At 60.5% G+C, this 18579-nt stretch carries 17 protein-coding genes; 5 read left to right on the top strand and 12 right to left on the bottom strand.

Annotated features, from left to right (window positions below; genetic code table 11):
* Nucleotides 1-55 precede the first annotated feature (55 nt).
* Nucleotides 56-682 (top strand): MarC family protein, encoded by a 627-nt coding sequence (locus ROSMUCSMR3_RS17015; RefSeq protein WP_081508093.1) that lies wholly within the window; start codon nt 56-58, stop codon nt 680-682.
* 17 nt (nt 683-699) lie between these two features.
* The gene (locus ROSMUCSMR3_RS17010) at nt 700-1278 is read left to right on the top strand and encodes a TIGR02281 family clan AA aspartic protease (protein ID WP_081508092.1); all 579 of its coding nucleotides are present in this window, start codon (nt 700-702) and stop codon (nt 1276-1278) included.
* 41 nt (nt 1279-1319) lie between these two features.
* On the opposite strand, the gene ROSMUCSMR3_RS17005 is transcribed toward ROSMUCSMR3_RS17010, so the two are convergent.
* The 9 genes from ROSMUCSMR3_RS17005 to lptF form a co-directional block, all read right to left on the bottom strand.
* Nucleotides 1320-2627 carry a pyruvate dehydrogenase complex dihydrolipoamide acetyltransferase gene (locus tag ROSMUCSMR3_RS17005; protein ID WP_081508091.1) on the bottom strand — a complete coding sequence of 436 codons (1308 nt, stop codon included), beginning with the start codon at nt 2625-2627 and terminating at the stop codon, nt 1320-1322.
* A 13-nt stretch (nt 2628-2640) separates the two neighbouring features.
* Nucleotides 2641-4005 carry a pyruvate dehydrogenase complex E1 component subunit beta gene (locus ROSMUCSMR3_RS17000; RefSeq protein ID WP_008280148.1) on the bottom strand — a complete coding sequence of 455 codons (1365 nt, stop codon included), beginning with the start codon at nt 4003-4005 and terminating at the stop codon, nt 2641-2643.
* Between the two features lie 15 nt (nt 4006-4020).
* Entirely contained in the window at nt 4021-5031 is a 1011-nt protein-coding gene (pdhA, locus tag ROSMUCSMR3_RS16995; RefSeq protein WP_008280147.1) for a pyruvate dehydrogenase (acetyl-transferring) E1 component subunit alpha, read from the bottom strand.
* A gap of 165 nt (nt 5032-5196) precedes the next feature.
* Nucleotides 5197-6048: a 16S rRNA (adenine(1518)-N(6)/adenine(1519)-N(6))-dimethyltransferase RsmA gene (rsmA, locus tag ROSMUCSMR3_RS16990; protein WP_081508090.1), complete on the bottom strand. Its 852-nt coding sequence runs from the start codon at nt 6046-6048 to the stop codon at nt 5197-5199.
* Nucleotides 6045-7016 (bottom strand): 4-hydroxythreonine-4-phosphate dehydrogenase PdxA, encoded by a 972-nt coding sequence (gene pdxA / locus ROSMUCSMR3_RS16985; RefSeq protein ID WP_081508089.1) that lies wholly within the window; start codon nt 7014-7016, stop codon nt 6045-6047. Before pdxA ends, rsmA begins: the two co-directional genes overlap by 4 nt.
* The gene (locus ROSMUCSMR3_RS16980; protein WP_081508088.1) at nt 7013-8257 is read right to left on the bottom strand and encodes a peptidylprolyl isomerase; all 1245 of its coding nucleotides are present in this window, start codon (nt 8255-8257) and stop codon (nt 7013-7015) included. The genes pdxA and ROSMUCSMR3_RS16980 overlap by 4 nt, the downstream gene beginning before the upstream one ends.
* 5 nt (nt 8258-8262) lie before the next feature.
* Nucleotides 8263-10434 carry an LPS-assembly protein LptD gene (locus ROSMUCSMR3_RS16975; RefSeq protein WP_081508087.1) on the bottom strand — a complete coding sequence of 724 codons (2172 nt, stop codon included), beginning with the start codon at nt 10432-10434 and terminating at the stop codon, nt 8263-8265.
* Nucleotides 10431-11522 (bottom strand): LPS export ABC transporter permease LptG, encoded by a 1092-nt coding sequence (gene lptG / locus ROSMUCSMR3_RS16970; RefSeq protein WP_037297185.1) that lies wholly within the window; start codon nt 11520-11522, stop codon nt 10431-10433. Before lptG ends, ROSMUCSMR3_RS16975 begins: the two co-directional genes overlap by 4 nt.
* On the bottom strand, nt 11519-12640 hold the full coding sequence (gene lptF / locus ROSMUCSMR3_RS16965; RefSeq protein ID WP_008280141.1) for an LPS export ABC transporter permease LptF: 1122 nt from the start codon (nt 12638-12640) through the stop codon (nt 11519-11521). The genes lptG and lptF overlap by 4 nt, the downstream gene beginning before the upstream one ends.
* Nucleotides 12641-12789: 149 nt before the next feature.
* Here lptF and ROSMUCSMR3_RS16960 point away from each other — a divergent pair, with 149 nt between their 5' ends.
* Together ROSMUCSMR3_RS16960 and ROSMUCSMR3_RS16955 are read left to right on the top strand one after the other, a co-directional pair.
* Nucleotides 12790-14277 (top strand): leucyl aminopeptidase, encoded by a 1488-nt coding sequence (locus ROSMUCSMR3_RS16960; RefSeq protein ID WP_008280140.1) that lies wholly within the window; start codon nt 12790-12792, stop codon nt 14275-14277.
* Nucleotides 14277-14735, top strand: a complete 459-nt coding sequence (locus ROSMUCSMR3_RS16955; RefSeq protein WP_081508086.1) for a DNA polymerase III subunit chi — start codon at nt 14277-14279, stop codon at nt 14733-14735. Before ROSMUCSMR3_RS16960 ends, ROSMUCSMR3_RS16955 begins: the two co-directional genes overlap by 1 nt.
* A 55-nt stretch (nt 14736-14790) precedes the next feature.
* Here ROSMUCSMR3_RS16955 and ROSMUCSMR3_RS16950 read toward each other — a convergent pair whose 3' ends face one another.
* Entirely contained in the window at nt 14791-15087 is a 297-nt protein-coding gene (locus ROSMUCSMR3_RS16950) for an FtsB family cell division protein (protein WP_081508659.1), read from the bottom strand.
* Between the two features lie 129 nt (nt 15088-15216).
* Here ROSMUCSMR3_RS16950 and ROSMUCSMR3_RS16945 point away from each other — a divergent pair, with 129 nt between their 5' ends.
* Nucleotides 15217-16848 carry an acyl-CoA dehydrogenase family protein gene (locus tag ROSMUCSMR3_RS16945; protein ID WP_081508085.1) on the top strand — a complete coding sequence of 544 codons (1632 nt, stop codon included), beginning with the start codon at nt 15217-15219 and terminating at the stop codon, nt 16846-16848.
* Between the two features lie 38 nt (nt 16849-16886).
* On the opposite strand, the gene ROSMUCSMR3_RS16940 is transcribed toward ROSMUCSMR3_RS16945, so the two are convergent.
* Together ROSMUCSMR3_RS16940 and hchA are read right to left on the bottom strand one after the other, a co-directional pair.
* Nucleotides 16887-17603 (bottom strand): PA1136 family autoinducer-binding transcriptional regulator, encoded by a 717-nt coding sequence (locus tag ROSMUCSMR3_RS16940; protein WP_081508084.1) that lies wholly within the window; start codon nt 17601-17603, stop codon nt 16887-16889.
* Nucleotides 17600-18466: a glyoxalase III HchA gene (hchA, locus tag ROSMUCSMR3_RS16935; protein ID WP_081508083.1), complete on the bottom strand. Its 867-nt coding sequence runs from the start codon at nt 18464-18466 to the stop codon at nt 17600-17602. Before hchA ends, ROSMUCSMR3_RS16940 begins: the two co-directional genes overlap by 4 nt.
* Nucleotides 18467-18579 lie beyond the last annotated feature (113 nt).

Here is an 18579-nt window from a genome sequence, read left to right as displayed (position 1 = left end):
TGGATCAGGGGACTTTTCCCTTGGCATTTCAGCCTGAAAATGGTGCAAGACCCTTATGGATACTGCGTTTCTCATCACGGCCTTTGTCACGCTCTTCGTGATCATTGATCCTATCGGGATGACACCGCTCTTTGTGGCGCTGACCCAAGGGATGAGCACGGCGCGACGGCGCGCGATTGCCATTCGGGCCTGCGTCACCTCTGCGCTGTTGCTCATCCTGTTTGCTGCGCTCGGCGAGGCGGTGTTGGGCTTTATCGGCATTTCGATGCCTGCCTTTCGCATTGCAGGTGGTTTGCTGCTGTTTCTCACGGCGCTCGACATGCTTTTTGAACGGCGCGGACAGCGGCGCAAGGGACAGGCCGACGCGGCCGAAGAAGACGACAGCGACGATCCGTCGATTTTTCCCATCGCGATCCCGCTCATTTCCGGGCCCGGGTCGATTGCAACGGTGATCCTATTGGCTGGGCAAAAGCCGGGGGCAGAGGGGCTGCTCTGGGTCATCGGTGTTATGCTGTCGGTCATCGCCTTGGTTTTCGTGATGTTTCTGACCTCTGGTCTTTTAGAGCGCGCCCTTGGCAAGGTAGGGATCAACGTGGTGACACGGCTCTTGGGCATGCTGCTGGCGGCGCTTGCCGTACAATTCGTGCTTGATGGCTTGCGCGGCTTTGGTTTGGCTGGCTGAGCGCCTATATAGCGGCCATGCAGGATTTTGATTTCGCCCGACTGACCTATCTCATGATCCTTGGATCAGTGCTTTTGGTTTGGTTTGTGGCTCAGAACCGCGCGTCCTTGGGCAAATTGGCGCAGCAGGCGTTGATCTGGGGTCTTATCTTTGTTGGTGCCTTGGCGGCGGTGGGCCTCTGGGAGGATATTCGCCAGACGGTGCGCCCAATGCAAAGCGTCGTCGCGGGCGACCGGATCGAAGTGCCGCGCGCGCCGGACGGGCATTACTACCTGACTGTCGAGATCGAGGGCGTGCCGGTGCGCTTTGTCGTCGATACTGGGGCCAGTCAGATCGTGCTCAGCCAGAGTGACGCTGAACGGATCGGGCTTGATACCAAGAGTTTGGCCTATCTGGGCCGCGCCTATACCGCCAATGGCGAGGTGCGCACAGCGCCGGTGCGTCTTGAAAGCCTTGTGGTTGGGCCGGTGCGGCATGAAAACCTGCGGGCCGTGGTCAATCAGGGCGAAATGGGCCAATCCCTGTTGGGGATGGAGTATCTGCAACGCTTTTCCAGCATCGAGATCACTGGCGGACGTCTTGTGCTGACCCGCTGAACAAAGTGTAACGCCCCGACTAAGAGCCGGGGCGCTGATCTTTAGGCCAACATGACCATCGGATTTTCAAGGTTCTCGACGATTTTCGTCAAAAGCTCCGCACCAAGTGCGCCGTCGATCACGCGGTGATCCACCGAGAGCGTCACCGACATGACCGTGGCCACGGTCAATTCACCATCCTTGCCCACCACCGGCTTTTTAAGCCCTGCGCCAACGGCGAGGATCGCACCATGCGGCGGGTTGATGACGGCATCGAAATTCTCGATCCCGAACATGCCAAGGTTGGAAATCGCAAAGGTGCCGCCCTGATATTCCTGTGGTGCCAACTTGCGGTCACGGGCGCGTTTGGCGAGGTCTTTCATCTCTGCCGATAGCGCCGAAAGAGATTTCATCTCGGCGTCCTTTAGAACCGGCGTAAAGAGCCCACCTTCAATGGCCACCGCCACCGCCACGTCAGAGGGTTTCAGGCGCAGCACCTTGTCACCGGCCCAGACGGCATTGGCATCCGGCACCGCCTGAAGGGCAAGCGCGCAGGCCTTGATGATAAAGTCATTGACCGACAGCTTGACGCCCCGTGGCTCTAACTGTTTGTTCAGATCCGCGCGGAATTTCATCAGTGCATCAAGGCGGATTTCACGCCGCAGGTAGAAATGCGGCACGGTTTGCTTGGCCTCGGTCAGGCGCGCAGCAATGGTCTTGCGCATGCCGTCGAGCTTGACCTCTTCATAGGCGCGGCCCTGATACATGGCAACCACGGCATCCGACGACGGACCAGAAGGGGCTGCAGCGGGTGCCGGGGTTGCAGCCTTGCTTGCCGGAGCCTCGGCAGCGCTTGCAACGGGGGCAGCGCCGGCCTTGGCCCCTTCCACATCCGCCTTGACGATCCGGCCATGCGGGCCCGAACCGGTGATGCCTGCCAGATCAATCCCCTTGTCTGCCGCGATGCGACGCGCAAGCGGCGAGGCGAAAATGCGATCCCCATCGCCCGTTTTCGGCGCGACGGGGGCAGGTTTGGCCGCAGCTTGGGCTTGCGGCGTTGCCTCGGCCTGTTTGGCTGCCGGAGCCTCGGCCTTGGCCGGGGCACTGGATATATCCGCAGCGCTTTCGCCCTCATCCAGCATCACCGCGATGGGGGTGTTGACCTTGACCCCTTCGGTGCCTTCGGCCACCAGGATCTTGCCAACAACGCCCTCTTCCACTGCCTCGAATTCCATCGTGGCCTTGTCAGTTTCAATCTCGGCCAAGAGATCGCCCGCAGAAACGGTATCCCCCTCTTTGACCAGCCATTTGGCCAGCGTGCCCTCTTCCATCGTGGGCGAGAGGGCGGGCATCAGAATTTCGGTTGCCATCTTAGGGTCTCCCTCAGCGATAGGTCACTTGGCGAACGGCGTCGATCACCTCTTGGGTAGAGGTCAGCGCCAGCTTTTCCAGATTGGCGGCATAGGGCATCGGCACATCCTTGCCCGTGCAGTTGATGACCGGCGCATCGAGATAGTCGAACGCCTTTTGCATCAGCACGGCCGAGATATGGTTGCCGATTGAGGCCACCGGCCAGCCTTCTTCCACCGTCACGCAACGATTGGTTTTCATCACAGAGGCGATGACCGTATCCGTATCCATCGGGCGCAGCGTGCGCAGGTCAATCACCTCGGCGCTGATCCCATCCTCAGCCAGTTTCTCGGCGGCCTCTAGCGCATAGGTCATGCCGATACCAAAGCTGACGATGGTCACATCCGTGCCTTCTCGCCATATCTTGGCCTTGCCGAAGGGGATGGTGAAATCGTCGAGCTTGGGAACTTCAAACGAGCGGCCATAGAGGATCTCATTTTCGAGAAACACCACCGGGTTGGGATCGCGAATGGCGGTTTTCAACAGGCCCTTGGCATCCGCCGCCGAATAAGGCTGCACCACGCGCAAACCGGGCACTTGGGCGTACCACGCCGCGTAATCCTGGCTGTGCTGTGCGCCGACACGCGCGGCTGCCCCGTTGGGACCACGGAACACGATCGGGCTGCCCATCTGACCACCAGACATATAAAGCGTCTTGGCCGCAGAGTTGATGATCTGGTCAATCGCCTGCATGGCAAAGTTCCACGTCATGAATTCGACGATGGGCCGCAAGCCCCCCCAAGACGCGCCAACACCTATCCCGGCAAAGCCATGCTCGGTGATCGGCGTGTCAATCACGCGCTTGGCACCGAATTCCTCGAGCAGGTTCTGGGTGATCTTATAGGCTCCCTGATACTCGGCAACCTCTTCCCCCATGACAAACACGGTGTCGTCACGGCGCATTTCCTCGGCCATGGCAGTGTTCAGCGCTTCGCGCACTGTCATGGTCTGCATTTCGGTGCCTTCAGGCCAATCGGGGCTGGTATTCGCTTTCGGTGCCTCGGGAGCCTTGGCAGTAGCAGGGGCAGCTTTCGGGGCGGGGGCGGCCTCGGGTGCCTTGGCGGCGGGGGCACTTGCCACGTCTTCGGCGCTCTCGCCATCCTCCAGCATCACGGCGATGGGGGTGTTGACCTTGACGCCTTCGCTGCCCTCGGCGATCAGGATTTTGCCCATCACGCCCTCATCGACCGCCTCGAATTCCATCGTGGCCTTGTCAGTTTCAATCTCGGCGAGGATATCACCAGCTTTGACGGTATCGCCTTCTTTAACCAGCCATTTGGCCAGTGTGCCTTCTTCCATGGTCGGAGAGAGGGCGGGCATCAGGATTTCGGTTGCCATTGTCGTCTCTCCTCTTCACGCGTTCTGCGGTGCCGCGTCGGCAATAATATCTGTCCAAAGCTCATCAAGCGCGGGCTCGGGGCTTTCCTTGGCGAATTCGGCACTGGCGTTCACCACATCCTTGATCTCTTTGTCGATCGCCTTGAGGTCCTCTTCGGTGGCATGACCGCCCGACACCAGCAGATCGCGCACATGCTCGATGGCGTCTTTTTCCTCGCGCATTTTCTGCACCTCTTCGCGGGTGCGATATTTGGCCGGGTCAGACATGGAATGGCCACGATAGCGGTAGGTCTTGATTTCTAGAATGTAGGGGCCCGCGCCCGAGCGGCAGTGCGCAACGGCCTTGTCGCCCGCCTCTTTCACGGCCAGCACGTCCATCCCGTCGACCGCTTCGCCGGGAATGCCAAAGGCCTGCCCACGCGTGTAGATGTCAGGGCTAGAGGTTGATCGTTTCTGCGATGTGCCCATGGCGTATTGGTTGTTCTCGATCACGAAGATCACCGGCAATTGCCAAAGGGCGGCCATGTTGAAGGTCTCATAGACCTGTCCCTGATTGGCGGCACCATCTCCGAAATACGTGAAGGTCACACGATCATTTCCAAGGTATTTGTCGGCAAAGGCCAGACCGGCGCCGAGCGGCACGTTGGCACCCACGATGCCATGGCCACCATAGAACCGCTTTTCGGTCGAAAACATATGCATCGAGCCGCCCTTGCCGCGACTATAGCCCCCCTCACGCCCGGTGAGTTCGGCCATCACACCGTTGGGGTCCATCCCGCAGGCCAGCATGTGCCCGTGATCGCGGTATGTGGTGATGCGGCGGTCGCCCTCTTCTGCGGCGGCCTCAAGTCCGACGACAACCGCCTCTTGTCCGATGTAGAGATGGCAGAAACCGCCGATCAGACCCATGCCATAAAGCTGGCCCGCCTTTTCCTCGAATCGTCGAATGAGCAGCATATCGCGATAATACTGCTTGAGATCTTCGGCTGAGACGTTGGATTTCTTAGTGCTTTTCCGGGCAACCATGGGATGGCGACTCCTTGCTGGCGAATATAGTTTAGCATTAAACTATTTCATACACCAATCGCGTCGCGGTTGCGAGAGGGAATTTTACCTAGAGTAAGTCGTGCAGCACACCCCTGCCCAAATGCCGCAGCACGGACACCCTCATCCAGCAAAACAACAAAAGCCTCAGGCCTCAACTCCGCCCGGCATTCGGCGTGCAAGCGCGCAAAACTGCTCTAAACTCACAGTCTCAGCGCGATCCGTGGGTTTAATCCCCGCAGAGAGCAACCGATCCTCGATATCGGGGGCCGCCCCCTTGAGCGCTGCGCGCAGCATTTTGCGGCGCTGGTTGAAGGCGCGGGCGACCACGCGCTCCAATATCTTGGGGTCCGCGGGATAGCGTGGCTCGGGCAACGCGGTCAGATGCACCACGGCGCTTGACACCTTGGGTGGTGGGGTAAAGGCCCCCGGCGGCAGATGCATCACGATGCGCGGCAAAGCGCGCCACTGCGCCAAAAGGGCCAGACGCCCATAGGCCTTGCCCCCCGGCTGCGCCACGATGCGCTCTGCGACTTCGCGTTGAAACATCAAGGTAAGCGATTGCCAAAAGGGCGGCCATTCGGGCGGCGTCAACCAGCGGATCAACAACTCCGTGCCCACATTATAGGGCAGGTTCGACACCACGCGAATAGGCGGCGTCAGATGTGCCAGCGGATCAAGATCAAGCGCGTCAGCATTTAGAACCGTCAGGCGGCCCGGTGCGGCCTCGGCAATCTCTTGCAAGGCGGGCAGGCACCTCGAATCCTTTTCGATCGCAAGCACATGTCGCGCGCCCTCCATCAAAAGCCCGCGAGTCAATCCGCCGGGTCCGGGGCCAATCTCCAGCACGTCGCAACCGCCAAGGTCCCCCGCCTGCCGCGCAATTTTCGAGGTGAGGTTCAGATCGAGCAGGAAATTCTGACCCAAGGATTTGCGGGCGGAAAGACCATGTGCCGCGATAACCTTGGCCAGTGGAGGAAGGTCTTCAAGCGCTCTCATGCGCGGCGCGCCTCGCCCATGGTCTGCGCGAGCTTAAGGGCCTCAATCAACGAGGTGGGATTGGCCCGCCCCTGCCCCGCGATGTCCAGGGCTGTGCCGTGATCCGGCGAGGTGCGGATAAACGGCAGGCCAAGCGTAACATTCACGCCCCGGTCGAAATCCAGCGTTTTGATCGGAATGAGCGCCTGATCGTGATACATACAGACTGCGGCATCATACGTCGCGCGGGCGGAGGCGTGAAACATCGTATCCGCTGAGAGCGGCCCGCGCAGATCAAACCCCTGGGCGCGAAGGCGGCTGATCACTGGGGCAATAACCTCGATTTCCTCGCGCCCCATTTTGCCACCCTCACCAGCATGCGGATTGAGACCTGCAATGGCCAATCGCGGGGCACTCAGGCCGAAATCACGGATCAACGCGGCGTGGGTGATGCGGATCGTCTCTTCCAGCAGACCGGGCGAGAGCGCCTGCGGCACGTCCTTGAGCGGTATGTGGATGGTCGTGGGCACGACGCGCAACTGATCCGAGGCCAGCATCATCACCACACGCCCGACACCCGCCAGATGCGCAAGAAACTCGGTATGACCCGGAAAGGCAAAACCTGCCCCGTCCTGTAGCGCCTGTTTGTGTATTGGCGCGGTGCAGAGCGCCGACGCCGCGCCGGATTGCACCAGATCGACACCGCGCGCGATCACGTCGATCACGCCACGCGCATGAGCAGGGTTGGGCGTGCCAAGCGTCAGCGGCCCATCAAACGCATGCGCCAAAACCGGCAGCGCAGTGGCACAGGCGGCGGATGCCTCGGCAGGATCTGTAATTTGCGCGATAGGTGTTCCGGGTGGCAGATGCGCCGGATCACCAATCAAGAAGAAAGGCAGGGCACCCCGCAGACGGTCCCATGCGGCGGCGGCAATTTCCGGACCGATGCCAGCCGGCTCGCCACAGCTGAGCGCGATGGGCGCGCTCACTTCTCGACGATCCGCGCCTCGGCGCGTAACTGTTCGAGATACCCATTGGCAAAGGACTCGATCCGCTGGTTGCGGATGAAATTCGACAGATCCTCAACCGAAGGTGCCTCTCCGTCAAGTTTCGGCGAGCGACCACAGAGCATCAGGAACACCAGTGTTTGCCCATTGGCGCGCGTCAAGCTGGTCGAAGTTTCGCCGGGATCAAGCGAGGCGAGCGCGATGGCGATATCCTGCGGAATTTCCTCTGGGGCCTTCGACCCGCGCTCCAACACTTCAGGCGGCTGTCCATGCGCCACGCCATAAAGGTCATCGCAGGTATCAACCGCTGCGCGCACCTGTGCCGCACGCTGCAACGCCGCCTCACTCCGCCCGCCGGGGATATAGTAGGCGGCATATTCGATGGCGGCATATTCCGGAGAGGGCACTGTCATTTCCTCGATATCGCGCATGTAGAAGAGCGCCAGAGCACCTTCTAGAGGCAACGGATCGGACACCTCGCCCGGGGCAAGCCCCAGCACGATTGGCCGCAACCCTGCGGGCAATTCAGACAACGCAACCCAATCCATGCGTCCCCCACGCGAGGACGAGGGTGCCGCGGAGTGACGGCGCGCTGCCTCTGCGAATGCGCCTTCGCTGGTGGATTCTGCAATAGACGCGGCCAAGGCCTGCTTGGCCTCTGCATCCTCAAGACTGGTCACCGGCAGGATGATTTCTGACAAAAGAACGCGCACTGCAGCGCCACCGGTCAGAGCGCGCGTTGCACGTTCCAGATCATCTTCGCTTACCGACACGCGCGCAGCAAACCGCGCGCGCGTCAGTTCGCGCCATGTGATCCCGGCGCGAACAAACTCTCGGAAGGATTCTTGCGACACGCCCGAATCTCCCAATGCCGCGATAAGCTGATCAGCGGTCATATTTGCCCGACCGGCAAATTCCTCCATCCCGTCCCGCACCAAATCCTCTTCAAGCACAAGACCCGAGGCTCTGGCGGCGTCAAGCTTGATACGTTCCTCGATCAGCTGCTCCCGGGCCAGTCGCTGCGGGTCGCCGGGCGCGCGAAACAGCGTCAGAAGGCGCGCGCGTTGTTGCAACTCGTAGCCGGTGATCGCCTGATCGTTCACATAGATTTGCGGCGAGAACAGGTTTTGCGCCTGCGCCATACCCCCGCTCAGGGGCCACACCAGCAAGCCCGTCACGGCGAGGGTCAGGGCGGCAATCAGGCGGCGAAAGATCGGTGTCATTCTGGTCAGTTCCTGCAGGTCCGGGTAAAGCTTCGGTCACGGGTCGCGGACGAGAACCCCGTAAACCCTACCGTAAAGCCGAAGTTGGTTTCCGGTTCAAGGATAGTCGAAGAGGTAAACCGGCGCGAGACCGAAAGCGTGATGTCCACGCATTCGTTGGAATATGTCAGCCCCGCCCCTGCACGCACGCTGCGCTCTGCCGCCGCGTCAAACCGCCACTCGGCATGGCCAGTCCAATGCTGAGCAAAGCGATAGCTGCCATCAATCGCCCATTCGGACACTTTCGCCGGTCGATTTTCAGCCGGATCAGCCGAGAGCCAGACATAAGTGGCCGCAATATTGGTATCATCGTTACGCCAACTGGCGCGGGCCTCAGCCTTGGTCGTGTCGAACATGGAATCAAACAGGCCCCGCGCCGTCACGGTCAAACCAGTGGCATTGCGGAACTGTCCCGCAATCAGCAAGTCCGAGGCACGGGCGCGCAACCCCGAGGATTTGGCAAAGCTTGGGGTCAGGCCATCCCTCTCCAGCAAACGCTCTTCGCGCCAGACCTGCCCGAGAGCAAGACTTCCTTGCCAGCCCGCCGGATCAAACCGGGTATAGCTTACCCCATAGGCGGCACTATACCCACGTTCGCGCCGGTCAGGGGCATTGAACCGCGAGGGATTGAAAAGGTTGCCTTCGTCAAACTCGATCAGCGTCGCCTCGTCGAGGGGAATATCGGGGTTCGATCCACCGCTCCACGACAATTGCGCCACAGGCTCGATCACATGGGTGACTGCATGGCGCGTGGATTTGAGCAGCGGCCACCGAAGTTCAAGCGCGAGTGTGGGGGTCAGTTCGGTGGCCTGCGAGGCGGCCGTAATCCCCGCCTGTGAAATCTCGAAATGATCCAGGATGAGGCCGGTTTGGAAACTGGCAAGCACGCCTGCTGGCAGCGTCCAACCGCGATACCAGTCCAGCCGGGTGGTCAGCCGTGTTACATCGCGCCCGTCCGCAAAGCGGTCAAGCGTGGCCAGCGTGGAATCCGAGCTGCGGTAATGGCTGTGCAGTGTCGCGCCAAAGCGCAATTCGCCCCCGATCCGTGTGGGAAAGAACCGGCGCTCATATTCGGCATTGCCCGCCAACGTGGGCAGGGTTGCGTTGCTCTCGCCCACCCGTCGCGATTGAAAATGCGTGATCGCGCCACGGATATACTCATCCCGGCGCGCACGCTCGACCGACACCTCATTGATCAGGCGGTCCTTGTCGGAAAATCCATGGTCCAACAGAAACGTATCGTCGCTGGACAGCTCGACATTGAACCGCAGGATGAAATCGCGCGGCAGTTCGAACCGACCCGTACCAAACAGATATCCACGGGTTGGGTCGGGGCTGAAATCATCCTCGGCCACGGCACCGTTGAATTCAATTTCACCCTGGCGAAACGCCTGACGATAGCGGAATTCCAGCCGCTTGGAATTGGTCGCAAGGAACGGCGCCAGCGTCAGGTCGCGGCTATCGCCAATGGGGATGAAATAGGGCACGCGGATGCCCGTGCCCAAAAGCGAAGAGTTGACCAGCGACGGGGTCAGAAACCCACGCGCGCGATCAAGCGTCGGGTCCGGCAAGCGAAGACGCGGCAGATAGAGCACGGTGGTGTTCAGGATGCGGAACTGCGCGTTGTCAAAATAGAGCTGACGTTCTTGCTCATCATGGATCACCCGCTGCGCCCGGATCTGCCACAGCGGAGGGCGGCCGTTATCGCAAACCCTGCAAGAGGTCACGGCAGTCTTGTAAAGCTGGTTAAAGCGCGCATCGGTGCGGCGCATCTCCACGGCCGCCAATTGCAATTGATCCTGCATGACGATCCGCGCCCCACGCAGGATGCCATTGGTCAGGTCGCGGTCCAGCTCGGCGCTGTCGGCCACGACCAACGCGCCTTCGACATCCGTGAGCGTCAACGGTCCGGTGATCGCCAACTGGCCGGTGCCATGGTCATAGGTGATTTCGCGCGCAGTCAGACGGCGCCCCTGATAGAGCGCCTCAACATTGCCCGTCGCAATCAGGCGGTTGTCCGCCGTGAGGCGCACGTCATCTGCGACCAACACCGCCGGATCAGAGGGGGCATCCTGCGCGGCCAGCGGGCTTGCGAGCGAAAGCAGCAGAACAAGAAAGAGGCGTATTTGGCGGATCATCCATCCTCCAGATGCAGAAGGATGCCGAGACCGATAAATAGCGAGGCAACGGGCGGAGCCCAAGCCGCCAGCAAGATCGGCAATTGGCCATTCTCACCCAAGATATGCGCGAAATTGCGCACGTAATGCAGGCCGAACCCCAAAAGAACTGCCGTCAATACCGAAAGCCCGACATTGGCACCGCGCGTGTGCCCCATGGTCAGTGCCGCCGAAATCAACACAAGCGCCACCAGAAAGACTGGCTGCGCCAATTCGCTCTGGAACCATATGGCGTAACGTCGCGCAGAAAATCCAGCCTCTTCCAATTGATCAATGAACTTGGGCAACTCCCAAATCGGGATGTACTCCGGGCTGCCGAAACTGTCGAGAATTCGATCCTGGGTCAGATCAGAGGGCACGCTCAACTGCGCCTCTTGGCGAGCCATAGCCTCGGGATTGATGTTCTCGGCCAAGTCCCAAATCTTGGCATCTTCGAGCAGCCAGGCCCCGGTCTCAAGCCGTGCGGTGCTGGCACTTATGCGGCGCAGAGGTTGGCCATCGGGGGCAAAGTCATAAAAGCTGGGGCCGTAAAGTGTGCTGAGATCAGAACTGGAACGGGCAGCATAGATCACCGTCTGACCCGCCGTTCCCCCCTGCCGCAGCCACAGACCCTCTGACGCAATGGCAAGGTCAGAATATGTCTGACCCGAGTAGGTATTGACCAGATCGTGATGCCGTTTCGCAGTCGCCGCCACCAGCGGATTGCCTACCGCCAGCCCCAACAGGCCAATAGCCAGAGCCACCGCTGCCGGAGCAAGCAGACCGCGCAATGCAGACCGGCCAGAGGCGCGCAGCACCACCATCTCGGACGAGCGCGCCAACCGTAAGAAAAGCGCGACCGAGGCAAGAATCATCACCAATGGAATGATCTCGTAATAGGCTTCGGGCAGTTTCAACAGCACGATCCCCAAAACCTGACCAAAGGCCAATTCAGGGAAATCGCCCAACTCGTCCATCAGGTCGATCAGCCCCATGATCACGAGCATGGTGATCGTCACGCCCATAAAGCTCACAAAGAAACGTCGCCCGAAATAGCGCTCTAGGATCATGTCGGCACCTCCGCCGCAGGCCCCTTGCGCCGCAGCCGGTGCCACAGGCCCGGATAGCTGGCAAGCGCCAGGAGCAGCCCCGACAACGCCAGCCCGATCAGCGCCGGCAGATAAAGCAACGGCCACAGCACAGCGCTGGCCAGAACCGGTGCCAGCACAAGGCTCTCGACGATCTTGAGCCCCACCAAAAGACCAAAAGCCAGCAACACCTGACGCCAGACACCAAACCGGCTATGTGCCCCCACCAAGAGGGTGCAGAACCCAACCAAAGCCGCGATCACGCAGAGCAAAGCCGCCGTGATGCGGCCATGCATCTGGGCCATCACAGCCCCCATACTAACGCCCGTGCGCGCCGCGACCGCCTCGGGGTCGCGCAGCATCTCGAGCGTGCCCGCAAAGGCCACCTCGTCTAAATTGACCACATCGCGCCGAACAAGGCTGCTGATGTCATAGGAAAAATCGTCAAAATAGGTGGTAAAGAGCCGGTTTTGCTCGGCGCGAATATTCTGGGCCAATCCCGAGACCATGACCAGCCGTGTGCCGCCCCCCTCTTGCACCAGATAGGCGCGGGACGAGGTATAGGTCACAGGCGCTTCGGGATCACGCCGGTCAGACAGAAACACGTCGCGCAATTCGCCAGACAATGTGATCTCGCGAATATAGAAGGTCACGCCGGGGGCGGGATGCAGGAATTCGCCCTCGCTGAGCAATTTGGCCGTGATATTGCGCGAGACCTCATCTAGCCGCAGGCGCAGCTGGCTTAGGCTGCTGGGGATCAGGAAATGCGCCAAGAGCGACATCATCACCGCAACGATCACACCGAAGACAAACACCGGGCGGGCCAAGCGCAGAGGCGAATATCCAGTGGCCTGCATCACCGTCAGCTCGCTTTCGCTTGACAGGCGGTTGACCACGTAAACAGCGGCAGCAAAGGCCGCAATCGGCAGCACGACGCCGATCACCCCCGGCAGGGTCAATGCCGTGAATTCCACAAACACCCAAGCGGGCTGGCCATCCCCGATCAGCCGGTCGAACATGCGCACCGCCTTGTTGATCCAAAAGATCGAAACCAAAACGAGCGCAAAGAAACCGAACAAAACCATGAATTGCGACAGCATGTATCTGTCGAATCTGGTCACTCTTATCCCCCGTGGCAGCAGTATTGCCGGGCAACCTAGCGGAATTGATTGCGGGGGAAAACTGCTAACTGGTCATTGGCGACAAGCCGCGCTAGGTCTTGGCAAAGCCGAACCAAGGAGAGCCCTCGATGACCACCCCCCTGCACGTTGTCTTTGCCGAGACTGATCTAGAGGCGCTCGCCACAGCGCCCGGTCGGATCGCTGTGATCATTCCCCCCGAAGGCAAGCTTGACGCCGGTGCGCGAAAGATCAATCGCATGACGCGCGGCACCCTTGCGCGGCTGGTCGAGGCGGCCGCCCTGAACGACAAAAAACCTGGCGACGTGATCAGCATCAACTGGCCCTCCGGGATGGTGGCCGAGGCGATTGATGTGGTCATCCTTCCCCGCAGCGCCAGCCCCGCCGAGAGCCGCCGCGCAGGTGTGAACCTGAGCCGCCTCAAGGGGGACAAGCCGCTTTTGATCCTTGGATCGGCGTTGCGCCGTCCGGTCGATGTGCTGCTTGGCGTGCTGCTGCGGGCCTATGATTTCACCCCGCACAAATCGCAGCCCAAGAAAGACACCGCACCAAAGGACCCCGGTGCCGTTACGCTGATGACCGGCAGGCCGGATGAAGTCAAAGCCGAAGCCGCGCCCACATTGGCCTTGGCCGAGGGGGTATTCTTTACCCGCGATCTGGTCAACGAGCCTGCCAATCACCTGACCACCACCGAATTCGCAAATCGCATCGCCGCGATGAAGGATCTGGGCCTCAAGATCACCATTCTTGAGGAAAAGGACATGGAGAAACTCGGGATGGGTGCGCTCTTGTCTGTGGGTCACGGGAGCGCCAGCCCGTCGAAACTGGCAGTGATGGAATGGCTAGGCGGGCCAAAGGGCGAGGCACCACTGGCCCTCATCGGCAAGGGCGTGGTGTTCGACACAGGTGGCATCAGCCTGAAACCCGCCGCTGGCATGGAAGAAATGACCATGGACATGGGCGGTGCCGGTGTTGTCGCAGGGGTCATGCGCACGCTGGCCCTTCGGCGCGCCAAGGCAAATGTCGTGGGCCTTGTGGGCATCGTGGAAAACATGCCCTCGGACCGCGCCACCCGTCCTGGCGACGTGGTGACGTCGATGAAGGGCGACACCATCGAGGTGATCAATACCGACGCCGAGGGGCGGCTCGTGCTGGCAGATGTGCTCTGGTATGCGCAAGAAACCTACAAGCCGCGCGGAATGATTGATCTGGCCACCCTCACAGGGGCCTGTATCGTGGCCTTGGGTCACGAGAATGCCGCTGTTCTCAGCAATGACGAAGGGCTCTGCAACGCCTTCCTGCGTGCCGCAAAGACAGAAGGCGAAGGCGCATGGCGTCTGCCGCTCGGGCCGGGCTATGCCGATATGATCAAGGGCCAGATCGCCGATATCAAGAACTCTGCCGGGCGGCCTGCGGGCACGATCACGGCAGCGGAATTCCTGCACCGCTTTGTGCAGGAGGGCATGCCTTGGGTACATCTTGATATCGCGGGGGTGGCCAGCGTCAAGGCGGACACGACCTACGCCCCCAAAGGCGCGACAGGCTGGGGCGTTCTGGCGCTCAACCGTCTGGTTGCGGATATGCTTGAGGAGAGTTGATGGGGGCCGTCTACTTCTATCACCTGACGCGTCAGCCACTTGAGGCGACATTGCCGATGTTGCTTGAGAAATCCTTGGGGGCTGGCTGGCGCGTGGTGGTGCGGGGAAGAGAGGCGGCGCGGCTTGTCTGGCTCGATGAACGGCTCTGGTTAGGGCCTGAGGATGGGTTTTTGCCGCATGGCGTGGCCGGTGGGGCGCATGATGCCGATCAGCCGGTTTTGCTGACGACAGACCATGCCCGACCCAATGGCGCAGCCTGCGTTATGGCGATCGACGGGGCAGACGTGAGCGCAGAGGAGGTGCAGTCACTGCAACGGGTCTGCATTCTCTTTGACGGGAATGACGACGCGGCCGTTCAAGTTGCGCGTGGACAATGGAAGGCGCTGACCGGCGCAGGCTGCGCCGCGCAATACTGGTCCGAGGCCGGCGGGCGATGGGAAAAGAAGGCCGAGGCCTAAACGGGCTAAGGTGTTGGGCTTAAGCGAAAACTCTGAGCAAGACGTCACGCGCGCCTCAGCGGATGACAATCTCGTCACTGCGCAACAGGCCCAAAACTTCACGCGCCTGCTGATCCAACAAGTCAAGATCAAGATAGCCGTCCGAGAGCCGCCGGGTCAGGTTTTCCATCCGCGCCAGCCGCACATTCAACGCGTCAAGCTGGGCCTGCAACTCGACGCTTTGTGCATCAATTTCGGCGCGACGGAATAGGCCGTAATCCCCTTGAACAGCCGCAAATGTAAAATACGCCCCTAGAAAAAAGGCGATCAGGAAAAAAATCAACAGGCCCCAAGGGCGGCTGCGGGGTGTCATACTCTGCTCTGCCTCTTCGATCCGCCTCGTGTCGGGCGTTGCAGGCATCATGCCACAGGCTCTGCGCTTTGTGAATCCCCTTTCGCCGCTCCGCGACCCCCACTAGCATACCCGCCAAAGGAGAGCGCGATGCAGGACAGCCCGCCTAAGGACATGCTTGGTACCCATGAGGTGACGAACCAACCCGCATCGCGCGGTGATCTTGATCTTTGGGCAGACGATTCTGGCTTGCAGACCCATGCGACGGCAGCAGGGGCCGATCCCGAAACTCTGGCCGCCTATGGCGCACGGATCGGCACTGAAACCCTGCGTTCGGCAGGGCGCGCGGCCAACCGACACCCACCCGAACTGGTGCTTTTTGATGCGGGCGGGCGCAGGCTGGACGAGGTGCGGTTTCACCCCGCGTATCATGATCTGATGCGCGTTGGTATCGGCGCGGGCTATGCGGCCATTCCGTGGGAAGGGGCCAAGGGCGGCCACGTGACCCATGCCGCGATGGTCTATCTGACCTCTCAGGTGGAACCGGGCGTGTGCTGTCCGATGACCATGACCTATGCCGCCGTGCCTGCCCTGCGCAGCGACAAGGCGCTTTTTGCAGATTGGGTGCCGAAACTGACGGCGCGCGCCTATGATCCGGGCGCAAAGCCGCTGGCGCGCAAACCGGGTGCCACACTGGGCATGGCAATGACCGAAAAGCAGGGCGGATCGGACATTCGTGCCAATGCCACCACCGCGACGCCAGAGGGCGCATATTATCGTCTTTTCGGCCATAAATGGTTCTGCTCCGCGCCAATGTCAGACGGGTTTCTAACGCTGGCGCAAGCGCCAGAGGGGCTGACCTGCTTTCTGGTGCCGCGCTGGCTGGAGGGCGCGCGCAATGAGATCCAGATCCAAAGACTAAAAGATAAACTTGGCAATCGTGCCAATGCGTCTGCGGAAATTGAATATCACGGGGCCATCGCCTATCGGCTGGGCGACGAGGGCGCGGGGCTACGTACCATTCTGGAAATGGTGCATCACACGCGGTTGGATACCGCCATAGCCCCGGCAGGGCTGATGCGCGCGGCTCTGGATCACGCGCGGCATTGGGCGCACCATCGGTCCGTCTTTCAAAGGCAACTCATCGACCAGCCGCTGATGCGCGCCGTTCTGGCCGATCTCGCGCTTGATTGGGAGGGCACGCTGGCGCTTGGGCTTCATGTGGCGCGGGCATTTGACGGGCGCAGCCCGGCAGAGCGCGCCTTTGCGCGTCTTGGCGTGGCACTCGCGAAATTCCTCGGCAACAAGCTCTGCCCCGGTGTGGTCTATGAGGCCATGGAGGCCATGGGTGGCATGGGCTATGTCGAAGATACGCCCCTGCCCCTTTTGTACCGCGAAGCGCCGCTCAATTCGATCTGGGAAGGGTCGGGCAATGTCATCTGCCTTGATATCCTGCGCACCCTGCGCAAAGAGCCGCTTGCAGGCGAGGTTCTGACTGCGGAGTTGGCCAGCGTCGCCGGGCAGGACCGCCGGTTTGACGCCGCGCTGAAAGCGCATATGCAAACCTTTCCCAAGCTGCCCGAAGAGGCACAGGCCCGTTGGTATTCCGAGAGCCTCGCCACGCTTCTGACCGCTTCAGTCCTGATGCGGCATGCCCCTGATGCGGTGGCGCAGGGCTATATCTCGACACGCCTCAGCGATCCGCGCGGACGTGTGGCCGGGGCGATTGGCACGCTCGACACAGGCCCCATTCTGGCGCGGCTGGGCGATGGGGACACCTGATCAAAGCACACCAAGCTTGGGAACAGTTAAACTGTCGCTCAGTCTGGCAACCCATCCAATTGACCAAGCCGAATGGCCGCCTGCACCGCCTGTGCCGTGGTCTTGACAGCCAAACGATTGCGCGCGTTACGCAGGTGATTTTCAACCGTCCTCTGAGAAATTCCCAGAGTGCCGGCAATCTCGGCCCCTCGGCGCCCGGCCGCAACCCACGCCAGAACCTCGCGTTCGCGCGTCGACAGATGGCCCGTTTCGGGGCTCTCACCTTCGATCAAGGCGCGGCTGACCCGAAACGCCTGCTCCGCCAACAAGGTTAACAAAAGTTGCACCCGCCGAGAGGCGTCGATGCGGCCGCCTCCAAAGCTCACCGCGCCCTCCAAGCCAATCGGCCCGTAAATCGGCACCTGAAACCCATTGGTGCCCGACAGGCTCGGGGTGCGAACAACCCGGTATTCGGTATTCGGCGTCTTGGTCCAGAAAAACGGCGCGCTGCACTTTAGCACATTGAGGGTGATGGGGCATCTCTGGAGATAGGTTTCGGCATCAACTGTGCTGCCATCACCGAACCAATCACCTTTGACCCAATACACCCTGCTCACGATCTGCTCCCGCTGTGCAGCTGCCGAAAACAGCAGCACCCGGTCATACCCAAGCGGTTCACAGGTCTCGCAGATAACCTGCGATACCCCTTCAAGCGTTGTGGCCTCCTCCAGCCGCAAAAGAACTGAAAGAACCGAATCCGCGGGCTCACGGCTCACTTTTTGTGCACCTCAGCCAACAGTTCCGTCGCCGCCAGTTTCCCCAAGCCATTACCAGCCAGCGGGCTGTCACCAGTCAGGATTTTACCATCCTTGTGGACCTGACCGGAAATACCCTCGTTGAGAATCTCAAAGCCGATGGCCTGCAATTCCTCTCCGAATTTCCACGTCAGATGCCCGGGCATATAGCCAATCTCGGGGGTTTGCGCGTCCATTGCATCCGGAAAGGCCACGATCTTGCGACCTTTATAGATCGTGCTGTCCTTGCCCACGGCCAAAAAGGCAGCAGGGCCGTGACACAGCGAGATCAGAAACTTGTCCTCGGCTGCAACCCATTCAAGCAAGGTCTTGACCTCCGCACTCTCGGGCAGACCGATCAATGCACCATGCCCACCGGGGATAAACACCCCGATATAGTCTGACCCTCCCTCAAGCACTTTTGCGAGGACATCTCGCAATTTCACAGGTGTTTTCAAGGCTTCGGCATATTTTGCGAACAGGCCCATCACCTCAGGGTCCTGCCTCGGCATGGCCCAGAGTTCAAACTTGGCTGGATAACCGGAAATCGTCGCGAAATCGAAGCCAAACCCTGCCTTATCAAGATGATAGAGCGGAAGCAGGGTCTCGACTGGATGATTTCCAGTCGAAAACATCGTACCATTCTCCATCCGCAAATAGCGTTCATCTGCACAGATCACCAGAATCTTCCAGCGCCCCCCAGAATAGGGATGAGGATAGTCCGCCCCCGACAGATCGGAAACCGGCGCGGTAAACTGGCTCAGGGAATAGGGCGAGGGGAAAAAGGCATTATCTTCGGCGGGATCGGGCGTGGGGCGCATGTCCGAGGACTGTGGTGTCGACATCTAGTACTCTCCGTTTCAGGCATGAGGTTACACAATTATGCCGCCAGTCGCGCTGACAAAATGGGGGAAATCCCTCAGTTTTGGTATCTCGACACGAAAGCGAGCCCAGTGAA

Origin of the sequence: Roseovarius mucosus (assembly GCF_002080415.1) — a bacterium.
GTDB classification, from domain to species: domain Bacteria; phylum Pseudomonadota; class Alphaproteobacteria; order Rhodobacterales; family Rhodobacteraceae; genus Roseovarius; species Roseovarius mucosus_A.
Note: the sequence above shows the minus strand (reverse complement) of the source record. Positions and strands in the feature narration are given on the sequence as shown.